The sequence below is a fragment of the Niallia taxi genome (assembly GCF_004005475.1).
GTDB classification, from domain to species: domain Bacteria; phylum Bacillota; class Bacilli; order Bacillales; family Cytobacillaceae; genus Niallia; species Niallia taxi.
In genome coordinates, this window is record NZ_RZTZ01000001.1 from 542,721 (window position 1) to 555,729 (window position 13,009).

General features: G+C 39.4%; 9 protein-coding genes. 1 reads left to right on the forward strand and 8 read right to left on the reverse strand.

Features of this window, described 5'->3' with window-relative positions:
* Positions 1–128: 128 nt before the first annotated feature.
* The 7 genes from EM808_RS02700 to EM808_RS02730 all read right to left on the reverse strand — a co-directional run bounded on the left by EM808_RS02700 (position 129) and on the right by EM808_RS02730 (position 10,248).
* On the reverse strand, positions 129–1,094 hold the full coding sequence (locus tag EM808_RS02700) for a glycoside hydrolase family 43 protein (RefSeq protein ID WP_127735445.1): 966 nt from the start codon (positions 1,092–1,094) through the stop codon (positions 129–131).
* A 14-nt stretch (positions 1,095–1,108) separates the two neighbouring features.
* Entirely contained in the window at positions 1,109–1,747 is a 639-nt protein-coding gene (locus EM808_RS02705) for a YesL family protein (RefSeq protein WP_127735448.1), read from the reverse strand.
* Positions 1,748–1,750: 3 nt separating this feature from the next.
* Positions 1,751–3,013, reverse strand: coding sequence for an arabinan endo-1,5-alpha-L-arabinosidase (locus EM808_RS02710; protein ID WP_205685832.1), 1,263 nt, complete (start codon positions 3,011–3,013; stop codon positions 1,751–1,753).
* 20 nt (positions 3,014–3,033) lie between these two features.
* Complete coding sequence (locus tag EM808_RS02715) at positions 3,034–3,870, reverse strand: carbohydrate ABC transporter permease (protein WP_127735451.1); 837 nt, start codon at positions 3,868–3,870, stop codon at positions 3,034–3,036.
* Between the two features lie 13 nt (positions 3,871–3,883).
* Complete coding sequence (locus EM808_RS02720; protein ID WP_127735454.1) at positions 3,884–4,831, reverse strand: carbohydrate ABC transporter permease; 948 nt, start codon at positions 4,829–4,831, stop codon at positions 3,884–3,886.
* 59 nt (positions 4,832–4,890) lie between these two features.
* Complete coding sequence (locus EM808_RS02725; protein WP_396898649.1) at positions 4,891–6,228, reverse strand: ABC transporter substrate-binding protein; 1,338 nt, start codon at positions 6,226–6,228, stop codon at positions 4,891–4,893.
* Between the two features lie 930 nt (positions 6,229–7,158).
* The gene (locus tag EM808_RS02730; protein WP_127735461.1) at positions 7,159–10,248 is read right to left on the reverse strand and encodes an efflux RND transporter permease subunit; all 3,090 of its coding nucleotides are present in this window, start codon (positions 10,246–10,248) and stop codon (positions 7,159–7,161) included.
* A 101-nt stretch (positions 10,249–10,349) separates the two neighbouring features.
* Between EM808_RS02730 and EM808_RS02735 the strand changes: the two genes are divergently transcribed.
* Positions 10,350–11,189 carry a TetR/AcrR family transcriptional regulator gene (locus EM808_RS02735; protein WP_127735464.1) on the forward strand — a complete coding sequence of 280 codons (840 nt, stop codon included), beginning with the start codon at positions 10,350–10,352 and terminating at the stop codon, positions 11,187–11,189.
* Positions 11,190–11,245: 56 nt separating this feature from the next.
* Here EM808_RS02735 and EM808_RS02740 read toward each other — a convergent pair whose 3' ends face one another.
* Positions 11,246–12,919 (reverse strand): sigma-54 interaction domain-containing protein, encoded by a 1,674-nt coding sequence (locus EM808_RS02740; RefSeq protein ID WP_127735467.1) that lies wholly within the window; start codon positions 12,917–12,919, stop codon positions 11,246–11,248.
* Positions 12,920–13,009 lie beyond the last annotated feature (90 nt).

The following is a 13,009-nucleotide window of genomic DNA, read 5'->3' on the forward strand; positions in this document are numbered from 1 at the left end:
ATCCGTGGTCATCATCGGTACCTAGCGCAGGTGGAGCTGGTACTATTTTTATGCAATTTCTTGTAATCGATTCACAAGATACTAGGCAAAAGACAACTAGAAAAATCTAGTTGTCTTTTCGCAAACCATTAGCGATTATTAGCTATCGGTTTTCCGAATACAGGAAAACCGCTCTCATCCCATGTAAATACTTGTGCACGTGCATGACGATCCGGATTATCCAGAGGATCTCCATCCATTTCTGTATACGGGCGAGCATGATAGATAAGCACATCCTCTTTTCCGTCTTCACTTACCGTAAAGCTGTTGTGGCCAGGACCAAATTGGCCGTTTTCCGGTGCACTTTTGAAAACAGGCTCTTTCGATTTAGTCCACGAGTAACCGTCCAAAAGGTCTGCATCTGCATCTGCCCAAAGCAGACCCATGCAATAGTTTCCATCTGTTGCACTTGCAGAATAAGTGATGAAAACTTTATTATTGCGGATTATAACTGCTGGCCCTTCATTTACGAGGAAACCGATTTTTTCCCAGCCATATTCAGGTATTGTCAGCAAAAGCTGTTTCCCCTTTAATGTCCACGGGTTTTCCATTTCAGAAATATACAGGTTGGAGTTTCCAGGAATAGCAGGCTCCTTTTGTGCCCAAACATAGTACAGCTTATCGTTATGCTCAAACACGGTAGCATCAAGGCAGAAGCTTTCCTGTTGAGTCTTCACTTGCCCTTTTTCCTCCCATTTACCTGTGAGCGGATTTTCATCTCCACATTCAATTGCAAACATGCGATGCTGGAAAATATGATTTTTTGGATGACTGCTTGGTGCAGCAGCAAAGTAAATATACCATTTACCTTGCACGAAATGGATCTCTGGTGCCCAGATTAACTGACTTTGCGGACCTTCAGCATGCGCTTTCCAAACGGTTGCCTTTTCACTGTTTTCAAGGTCATTTAAACTTTTAGCTCTTCTTACTTCTATTTCTTGATAACCAGGTACAGAGCCTGTGAAATAATAATAGCCGTCTGTATGCTTATAAACCCATGGATCTGCACGTTGTAAAACTATTGGATTATTATATTTAGATGTTGTTTCAATCATGTCATTAACTCCCTTTACATGTTTTCTTGGATTATTTCCTCTTTAATAGCTCCCTTTTTCATTAATTCACCTGATATAAATCTTTCAATACAGATGATATAGATGCTAACGAAGCATAGCGGAAGAATAATGCTGAATTTATAAGCTGCTGCAAGCAGTACTAAGAAAAACAGCAGACTGAAAATACTCTGAACTGGCATAAGCAGCGGCAATGCCAGCACTAATTTCGCTTTTTGCTTAAACGTACCTTCCGTATGTATGGCAACAGGGAATGTATAAACGATTGCAGCCAAAACATAAATCATGATAAAGAGGAGCGGATAATAGAGCACTGCCAGACCAATCGCCATTTGTTTGACGAGCTGCATATCAATCCACAGCACATACAGAATTGCTCCATAAATGAGTGCTAAGCCATTCATTTTCATAAAGCCTTTCTTATATGCAGTGAAGAAGCTTTTGGCAATTTGAAGATAGGACGGGTAATCCGCTTTATATGCCTCCTCCTTTTGCAAATGGAATAATGCATAAGTGGCAGGAAACACTCCAAAAAAGCCAAGTCCAAGCACCACACCAGCAAGCCAGAGCAGATTCAAGTAAATGATATTTACCGCTTTATCCAGATAAATCATGATTTTATTTGACCACGCCATATACTAAACCCTCTTTCCAAAAATTGTGTTTCCGTTTGGTGTTAATCCGGAGAACGCAATTCCTTCTTTATCTTCTTTCCAGTTTTTGCATGCAAAAATAATAAATATCGTACCGCTTTTTTTATGAAGATATTGATGTTCTCCCAACGGCTCAAACTCTTTCATGTGACTTTCGTTTATGGTAAATAATTCGCTTTCTTTCATGGAGGTTGTATCATCAAAAGTGATGATCTCCCATATCCCCAGCAAATCCTTGTCTGACAGCGAATACACATCCAGTTCTTCATAATGCTCAGGAGAAACAACAGGCCAGCCGTTATTCAGCCAAAACATCTCTCGGATGAACGCAAAGTGATAAGGAGAACGCTCTTCAATCCGCACATGGTGAACCATGTAATTCTTCTTGCCCTCCGTAAATATGGAGTTATGGCCAGGGCCTATCCAGCTAATATCCTCTTTGAATTGATAGCTGCCAACAAGCTTTACTCCAATAGAGTCTGGCTGAATGTTTGTTTCTAGCATGCTGTTTCCATTTATGTCGACATAAGGTCCTGTTATTTCCTTTGACCTTGCGACCCTCACATTATAGCTGTCATTCAAACTATCATAAGAGGTGAACAAATAGTAATAATCCAATTCTTCATGATAATAGATAAAGGCACCTTCAATTGCTGTATCAACAGACTTGGGACGCTTTGCTAGAAGCGTGCCATAATCCTGTTCATTTTTTAGTCGACCTGTCTCCATATTCAGCTCGGCAATATAAATGCCGCCAAAGAAAGAGCCATAGCACATCCAGTACCTTCCATCCTTATCTGTAATAATATTGGCATCAATTGCATTATGTTTGGCTAAATTTGGATTTGTTTTTATAACGATTCCTTGGTCACTCCATGGCCCTGTAAGATGCTCGGCAGTTGCAAGACCAATGCATGACACTGTGCTTCCAAAAGTTGAAGCAGAATAATACATATAATATTTGTCGTTATGACGAATAACCTCTGGCGCCCACAAACCGCCTGCATTCGCCCATGTACCCGCCTCTGTTGGAATCCCCGCCAACGCAGTCCCAACAAACTCCCAGTGGACAAGATCTGTAGATTTCCTGATTGGCACACCTTGCGTAGGTTTGCCCTCAAAAAAGGTATCTGTTGCAAACATATAGTAGGCGCCGTTTTCCTTCACAATAGTTGGATCATGGGCCCCAAGCGTGCCCCATTGATAGGCTTGAACCTTGTCAAACCATTTTTTTGTATTCTCCTTCAACTAACAAGCCTCCTTAACCCTTATCCTTTTACACCAGATAAAGCGACTGATTCGATAATTTGCTTTTGGAATATGAGGAATACAATCAGCACAGGCAGCAAGGAAACAACTGATCCAGCCATGATTAACGGATAATCTGTCTGGATTGCGTAGGTTGCTTTAAGATTGGCGATAACAACCTGTAATGTTTGCTTCTCTGGGCTGTTCAAATAAATTAATGGCGCCAAGTAGTCATTCCATACACCCATAAACCAAAGGATAAACTGTGCTGCAACAGCAGGGCGAATGACCGGGAAAATCAGCTTAAAGAAAATTTGCAAATATCCCGCTCCATCCACCTTCGCTGCTTCAATAAGGGAGTAAGGTACATTCGCCAAATATTGTCGCAGGAAGAAGATCATAGTGATATTTCCGAATAATCCTGGCACGATAAGCGGAAGGAGCGTATCGACCCAGCCAATTTTTGAAAACATAACGAACTGCGGAATCATGATAATCGGGTATGGAATCATGATAGATGCCAACAGGATTAAGAAGATCCAATCCTTAAATGGCATTCTCAGCTTTGCAAATGCAAATGCAGCCATACTTGATGTAATTGTTCCAACGATTGTTACTGACAACGAAACAATAATCGTATTTTTTATCCCATATCCTAAAGTGTCCAGTTGAAACAGCTTTGTATAGGCATCAAACTGGAATGGATCTGGTATCCACTGCGGCGGTAAAGCAAATACGCCTGTTTTATCCTTTAACGAAGTAGAAATCATCCAAAGCAACGGACCAATCATCAAGATCGAACCAAGCGACAGGATTACATAAACGATGATATCCGTAATTCTTTTTTGCTTTTTCATTACTGCACACCTCCTAATCCAAGCTATAATCTGATTTTCTGTTTAAGTAGAACTGAATGACTGTCACGATGAAAATAAAGACGAACAAGATCAATGACATCGCCGAGCCGTAACCCATTTGGTAATATTTAAAGGCTTTTTGCCATACATACCATACGATGGATGCCGCACTGTATTCGGGGCCTCCAGTTGGTGTCATGATATTGATTTCTGTGAAAATTTGGAAACCACCGATAATGTTTGTGATAACTAAGAAAAAGGTAACAGGCTTCACCATCGGCCAAGTAATGTTCAGGAATTTCTGGTATGAGTTAGCTCCATCTAAATCTGCTGCTTCGTAAAATGACTTCGAAACACTTTGAATGGCAGCCAAATACAACAGCATGGAGTATCCTAGGCCTTTCCATACAGCCATCAAAATAATCGCCGGCTTAACAGTTGCCTTATTTTCAAGCCAGTTCGGTCCTTGAATACCGAAAACCTCCAACACTTGGTTCACTAACCCGAAATCCCCATTGTATGCCCAAGCCCACATGATAGATATGGCCGCAAGCGACGAAATAACAGGTATGTAATAAACCGTTCTGAAGAAAGTAGTGCCGCGCAATCCCCTGTTTAAAGCAATTGCCAACAGCAGTGCCAAACCAAGACCAATTGGTATCCCAATCATATAGAAGACCGTATTAAAGAGCGTTTGGTAGAAGTACGGATCTTGGAACAGTTTGACAAAGTTATCTAATCCGATGAAATTCATACGGTTTAGCCCATTCCAATCTGTGAAAGAAGCGTAAATGGAGTAGGCAAACGGATAAACAGAAAACAGTAGGAAACCTATAACAGGAGCGAGTACGAATAAAAAGGCGACTCGATGTTCCTGCTTATATAACGCGCTGGATTTTTGCTTTTTTGGTTTTTTCGGCTTAACATCTTTAGCGCCGACAACCGGATTAATGCCAGACATGCTTTTCACCCCTTTTAGCAATAGGCATCTGTGACTTGCCACAGATGCCTATTAATCTATTATTTTGACATTTTAGCTTGTTCGTTCGCTTCATCTAACAGCTTTTGCATTTTAGGCTGGATCTCTTTCAAGTATTCCTCTGCTGTCTTTTTGCCTTGAACAACTGGAGTAATATTTGTCCAGAACTCATCTAACCATTGAGAGTTATAAGTTGCAAATGTTGGATAAGGCACACCGTAATCTTGGACAATATCAAGGAACTCTTGTTTATTGCTAGGCACTGACTCTGTATCAGAAGCCCATTCCTCAGCCATATCTACAAGGTTAGGAATTTGAACCTGTGCATCAAGCAATGTTTGCTGTGCTTCTTCATCAGCTGATAAGTAGATTGCAAGCTCTGTTGCCAATTCAGGATATTGAGTCATTTCAGAAACAACAAGTCCTAATGAACCAACATAAGCGACTGATTTTCCAGCATCGCCTGATGGCCATGGCATTAAGTCATATTCAAAGTCAAGCTTTGCGTATGTGCTCATATCCCAAGGACCTACTGGGAAGAAAGCAAGCTCACCATTCATCCATCTTTGGTAAGTATCTAGCGTTTCTGCTTGAGATGCGTTTGGTGTTGTATTATATTTGTTCGACAGGTCTGAGAAAAATTGTAGAGACTTTGCAAATTCAGGTGTATCTACAGTAACTTTATCGCCTGCTTCGTTTAAGAAGGAAGCTCCATTACTGTATGCAAATGACTGCAATGACCATGTTGCGTTAAACCCACTCGCCCACTGATCAACTTCTCCGTCACCGTCTGTATCTTGAGTTAAGTCTTGACTCACTTTCAGGAATTCATCCCATGTATACGCTTTATCTTTATCTGGAATTGGAATGCCTGCTTTTTCGAACATATCTTTGTTATATCCTAAAGCGAAAGGACCAACATCCTTCGGTAATCCGTAAAGTGCCCCTTTACCTGATGTTTCACCATCATAGCGGTAGATGTCGACACCAAACTGCCATAAGCTGTTTAAATCAAAATCTGCTTTTTCTACATCCTCGGTAATGTCTCTGATAATTCCATTATCTACATAGTTTGCAATGCTTCCTGAATCAAGATAGAATACATCAGGCACATTGCCGCCAGATACAGCTGCAGATAGCTTAGTAGAGTATTGGTCAGCATCTGTATTGATGATTTTTACTTTCACACCTTCATGCTGCTCTTCAAATTTTTTGATTGCTGCAGTATAAGCCGTTTTTTCATCTTCGCCGCCTCTAAACATAAAAGTGATTTCTTTCTCATCGCTATTCCCGCTGCTTTTGCTTGAACATGCACCTAATAAAACCATACTTGCAACTAACAAAATAGACAGCAATAAATTTAGTTTCTTCATAATCAGTACTCTCCCCTAATTATTTTTTTGTACTGCCATGTATAAACGTGAATTCCCCTGCATAATCCCAAAGCCTTAAAAATAATTGCTTTTATACCTTTTAAAAGGTTTTTATAAATGAAAAGAAAGTAACGGAAGACTGTGTTAAATTTTCTTCCTTAACACAAAAACATTTTTCATGCCGTTTATTATCGATTTGTTGTTCATATAGCAGTAAGCGTGCATCCGACAAACAGTACCGACAAGGCACAAGAAATGCTTTGCGTTAAAGAGGGGCGGAACATTTTTTTAATCACTATATTGCCCTTCTCATTCTGCTTATGTATCTGATATCAACTATATAAAAACGTCATCGATAAAATATTTGCTCTATTAAACTTTTATCAGAGCCCCCTTTTATAAGAAAATACCTTACATATTATTTATACAATAAGCTGAAAACGCTGTCAATAACTATAATATAAATTTAACATTAATTTTTTATAACTTAGTTAACAAAAACATTAACTATTAATCATTAGTTCTTTTTATAAATACCATTTATTTATATTTCAGTTAACTTAGACATCATCAAACCAACTTAATTAATTAAATTATTAAAGTCAAGGACTTATTTAGCTGTTTGCACTATTTTTTCATAACGAAAAAGAAAAGGAAGAAGGCTTTGGTTTTTACTGTGGTTTTTTGTCTTTTTACGTTGAATTTTCGGGAAAAATAGAAGGCAGCTGTTTACGGTTATTTCAGTTGGTAAAAAGCAGCCGTTTTAATAGAATTTTTTTTAAAAGGAGATTTATTTTTCCGCTTTAGATACAAATAGGAAAAGACAAGACAGAGTCCCCCTGCGACAGAAAGAAAAAAAAGCCGGCAAACTTAATAGTGATAAGTTTGTCGGCTTTACTATAGAGGGCGGCTTATAATGCTGCCTCTTCTTATTTATTAGTTATCTTTAATCTCTTTACGGTTTTTCTTAAACATTTTAGAGAGAATCTCGTAAACGATTGGAACAATAAGTAATGTTAACAATGTTGAGCTTGTTAAACCGCCAATTACGGTAATTCCAAGTCCTTTCGAGATAATTCCGCTACCGCCATTCCCCACTGCAAGTGGAATCAATGCGCCGATTGTAGCAATGGCCGTCATCAGGATTGGACGAAGACGTGTTGCTCCGGCTTCAAGAATGGCATCACGCAAGTTCATACCGTCTCTTTCCATATGAATGATACGGTCTACTAATACAATGGCGTTTGTTACGACAATACCAATTAACATCAGCATACCCATCATTACGGAAACAGAGATCGTTTCACCAGCGATTAGCAGTCCTACAAACGAGCCAATTACTGCAAATGGCAACGAGAATAGAATAGCAAACGGTGCTGCCCCTTCACTGAAAGTTACAACAAGAATGAAGTATACAATCGCAATTGCAGCAATCATAGCAACTCCAAGCTGTGTGAACGTTTCAGACATATCAGCAGATACACCCGCTACGTCTTGCGTTACGCCGCTAGGCAAATCAATATCGTTAATCTTGTCATCTACTTTAGATGTTACTTTTGAAATATCATCTGTTGTGATAGTTCCTGAAACTGTCGCGTAGAATTCACCTTTGCTTCGATCAAGTGTATTAAGAGTAGTACCTTCCTCTACATCCACAAGATCCTTAAGCTTCATATTTGACCCAGTAGCTGTTGCTACTTCCGTATCAAGCAATTCATTCATTGTTTTTGGAACAGATTTCTCTTCCTGTTTCACAATAACATCAAGCTCTTTACCGTCTTTTTCAACAGTAGTCAGAACCTCATCAGAGCCTTGGTTGCTTAATGCCATTACAATTTGACCTGTAGTCAATCCGTACTGTAATAGATTTTCCTGGTCAACCTTCAGGATATGCTCTACATATGCTTCTTCTGCACTTGAAGATACATCTTTAAGCCCATCTGCATCTTTCATTACATCTTCAGCTTTTTTAACTGTTTCATTTAATTTATCTAAGTCTTCGCTATAGAAAGTATAGCTGATTTCATTTGTAGATCCTGACATGGAAGTGAAGTTTTGGCTCTTCCATTCGCCAGATTGACCAATATCTGCAATATACGTTTCAATATCTTCTTTAACTTCAGAGAAATTCTTCATGTCTGGATCAAAGATCAAGTACATGAGTCCGCCGCCAGCGCCACCGCCCATCATCGCAGCCGTCATGTCTGCATTGCTGCTATCTGTAATAGATGTTTGGACAGTATCAATGTCATCGCGCTTCAGCATTTCATCCTCGACAACTTGGATGTTATCTGAAGTTTGCTTTTCTGTTTCACCAGCTTCTGGTGTATAAGTTAAATACATAACTTTATCTTCTTCGCTTCCCATAAAGCTGAAGCCGATTAATGGAGTCAACGCCAAGCTTCCTGCTAGAAGCACAATTGCGATAGCAGAAGTAATAATTTTATGGTTTAATGCTTTTTCTAGTATTCCTCTATACCATAATGCCAGCTTTCCAACTTCTTTATGACCGCTTTCTGACTTCTCACTGTATAATTTTTTCTTAAATAAGAAGTGTGAAAGTGCTGGTACAATTGTAATAGCGACAATCAGAGATGCACCAAGAGCAAATGTCATCGTCAATGCGAATGGCATAAATAATTCTCCAACCATACCGCCGACGAAGATTAACGGAGCAAACACAGCAACAGTTACTAATGTAGACGATAGAATCGGCTTGAACATTTCAATTGTTGCCTCGCGGACTAACGCACGCCCTGTTAGCTTCTCTTCTTTAGAGTGCAGTCGTCTGTATATATTTTCTACTACAACGATGGAGTCATCGATTACACGGCCGATGGCTACAGTTATTGCTCCAAGCGTCATAATATTCAATGTGATATCCATCCACTTCAGAAGCAGGAATGCCATGAAAATGGAAACTGGAATGGACACTATTGAAATGATTGTAGATTTAATATCACGCAGGAACAGCAGAATAATAAGTACTGCGATCGCACCACCGAACACTGCTTTTTCAATCATTGTGTGGACAGAATCTTCAATTGGCTGTCCTTGGTCAAGTGTTACGTCAATAACTAAACCGTCAATTTTATCCTTTTCATCGTCAGCAAGATCTTTAACAGCATTTACTACATCAACTGTATTCGCTTGCTGGCCTTTAACAATCTGAATGGCAATAGCATTTTTCCCATTTGTACGCGAAATCGATTCTTCCTTACCGACAGCCTTAATTGATGCAATGTCGCTAAGTTTTACAAATGGTGAAGGATTGTCAGCTGTCGGTGTTACCGGAATCAGCATATCCTTTAATTGATTTATTGAAGTAAGCTTTCCGTCAACAGAAACAGCCTCTTCGCCTTCATTAAATTCATAAAGACCTAAAGATGTTGCCATATCACTTGCTTGAATAACTTGCTTAACAGAATCCTCTGTAAGATTCAGCTCAGCCATTTTCTCTTTATTATAGGAGAAGTCCACTTCTTCTACATGTTGGCCTGAAATGGTTGCAGATGCTACCCCATCAAGTTTTTCAATATCAGGAACAATAACGTCCTCTACTGTTGAAGTTAAATCAACAATATCTTGTTCTGTACTGCTTATGGACAATGCAACAACTGGCATCATGTTCATACTGATCGCAGATACAGTCGGAGCATCCACATCCTCTGGAAGTGTTACATTATCTAATGCAGATTCGAGTTGTCTCTTCTTTTCATCCATGTCAATGCCATACTCGTATTCCACTTGTATACTTGAAACACTGGAGCTTGAATTAGAATAGACGTTTTTCACATCCTCGAGCCCTTCCACTGCCTGCTCAATCGGCATGGACACATCATTCATTACTTGCTCAGGAGTTGCTCCTGGATAAACACCCGTTACCATTAAGTATGGAATGGATATATCCGGAATCGTCTCCGTTTTCATTTGTGTACCGGAATAAATTCCTGAAGCTGTGATAATAATGGTCAATAACCATACCGCTAGCTTATTCTTCAGTACGAAATTAACTATCCCTTTCACTTTTGCACCTACCCTTTATTGACTTTGTCGAACTAATTACTTATAATACTGACTAGCCAGTCATTTGTCAAATCATTTATAGCTAGGAGCTAAAAAAGACAATGTTAAAAAAACAACTAATTATGGACACTGCTTTAGAATTATTTGCCAAACAAGGTATTGCCTCAACCTCTGTTCAGCAAATTACGGAAAGCTGCGGAATATCAAAAGGGGCATTTTATCTTTCATTTAAATCAAAGGAGGAGTTGGTTCTCGAGCTTATTGACAATGCAATGAAACAGCTTGTATCTGACCTTGACTACCAAGTCAAACACACGCAAGTTAATGAGGATTCCTTGTATATGTTCTATGAATCTGTATTTTCTTCTTTTAAAAAACACTCTGACCAGGGAAAAATTTTCATGAATGACCATCATCTGTCTGTCAGCCCTGAGCTTATTAATAAGATACAATATTACGATAAGCTGATTAATAGCACCATTCTGCTTTTGATTGAAAAAGTGTACGGCAATTCTATTGACCATTTAAAATATGATTTGCTGTATTGTATAAAAGGCTTTCTGAAGACTTATTCTGAGTTATTTGTTTTTACAAAAATCCCGCTGGATGTCAGCCTTCTTTCAAAATCACTAGCAGAAAAAACAAACCTGCTTGCCATGCATGAAACAATCCCTTTTATAACAGAGGAGCTTTCCTATCTCATTGATTCTCCTGTAGAGAGCCCTGTAGACATAGACACCATTACAACCCTCTTAAGCTCACATGCTGAGGCAGCTGATGGAGATTATATCAAGGAGTCTTTAAATCTGTTAAAGGAACAAGCAAGTAATCAAACGATGAGTGCTGCCATCATAAACGGGCTCATTGAGAACATTCGCCACATCCCTAATGGAAAATGGCTCGCATATCTTTTGCGTCAATACTTTCAGCTTGAATCCTAAAAAGAAAACAAGTGGCGGGTTAGACTTGAAGTCATACCAGCCACTTGTTTTCTTTTTCAGCTTAGTCCGTATTCTTTTAGTTTATTATATAGTGTCCCTCGTGATATTCCTAACAGATTTGCTGCAGCACTTTTATTTCCATATGTTTTCCGTAAAGCTTCTTCTATTTCTTGCGCTTCATCCATTTTGGAAATGGAGCTTGAAGAAGACATAACAGTTTCATCCGTATTGTTGCGGATAAGAGTTTCTGGCAAATGCTCTAAGCCGATACGATCCGTATCATGCAAGACAATAACTCTCTCCACTATACTGCGCAGCTCTCTTACATTCCCCGGCCAGTCGTAGTTGCTGAAAAAAGCCATTACTTCTTCCCCAATGGAAGGAGGAGCTTTTTTATACTTTGCGCTAAATTCGTCGATAGACCTTTCTACAAGTGCAGAAATATCTTCTTTTCTCGTCCTTAACGGCGGAATATAAATATGAATGACAGACAGTTTATAGAAAAGCTTTTCATTTAGCTCTCCATCCTTCAAAAGATTTTCGACTGAACTGGAGGCAGATACAATAATCCTTGTTGGAGAAGTGATTGGCTCCATTCCTCCTACACGGTAAAAGGAATTTTCCACTAAATAGGTGAGCAGCTTTTCCTGTATGAACAAAGGCATTTTGTCGATATTTTCGATAAAAATAGTACCGTTTAAAGCCTGTTCAATTTTACCTGTAATGATGTTTTGCTTATCTTCTGTAAACGATGCCTTTTCAATGCCAAAAAGCTCTATCTCCAACAACGCCGGCGGAATAATCGAACAATTAATATTAACAAAAGGGCCTGTTGCTTTCGAACCACCATAATGGATAGCTTGTGCAAGCATTTCCTTTCCCGAACCAGTCTCCCCTGTAATGAGGACAGGTATATCTGCATGTGCCATTTTTTGAGCTATAGTAAGTGATTCTTGAAACTTAGGGCTGCTGCTGTCAAAGGATAAAAATGGATTTATCTTTTGAACAAGCAGTGTCGATGCAGAATCAAGTTCTTCGTTAAGCCGGATCATTTTGGTAATATCATGCTCTGAAGCGATACCGCCAATTATCCTATTATCAAGAATGACAGGTGTTGCGTTGATTAACACATGCGTGTCCGCATTCGGTCTGTGATATTGGCCTCTAACCGGATACCCCTCGTTAAGGATATGTTGCAGGACAATCGATTCATCACGGAAATGAGTGCTGATTTTTTCACCGATAATATCTGCTTTTTTTATTTTATATGTTTCCTCTGCTGTTGTGTTCCAGCAGACGACAATTCCTTCCTCATTAACAGCTGTCACAGAATCGTTTATTGTTTCAGCCAATGTTTGAAAATAAGCTGTGGTTTGTCTATTTTCTGCTTTGAGCATATTTATCCATGCGGCTTCTGTCATAATCCCAACTGGAGCATCGCCCTCAAGCCAGAGGACAGGACGGCGCCAATCAGCGGAATACGGCATATCGCCTGCCGATGCAGGCGCAGAAGGTAGCCAGGAAAGCTTATGCAGCCAATCAGAAATGCTGGCAGATTCTGCTCCTAACGCAATTATTTCATATTCATAATTGCCGATTATAAAGTATGTTCCGCCTGTCACAACGACAAAATTATACTCACGAAGTTTTGATTTTATCTCAGCTATTGACGTCTGTTTGTCTACAACCGCAAAGGAGCGGTCAAGCTGTATTTGTGCATGTTCGAACATACTATTACCCTTTCACGCTTTTTTACTAACTTTACCATACTCTCAAACCACATTGCTACTGGTAGATTTAAAGAAAGCGGATTGTATAGA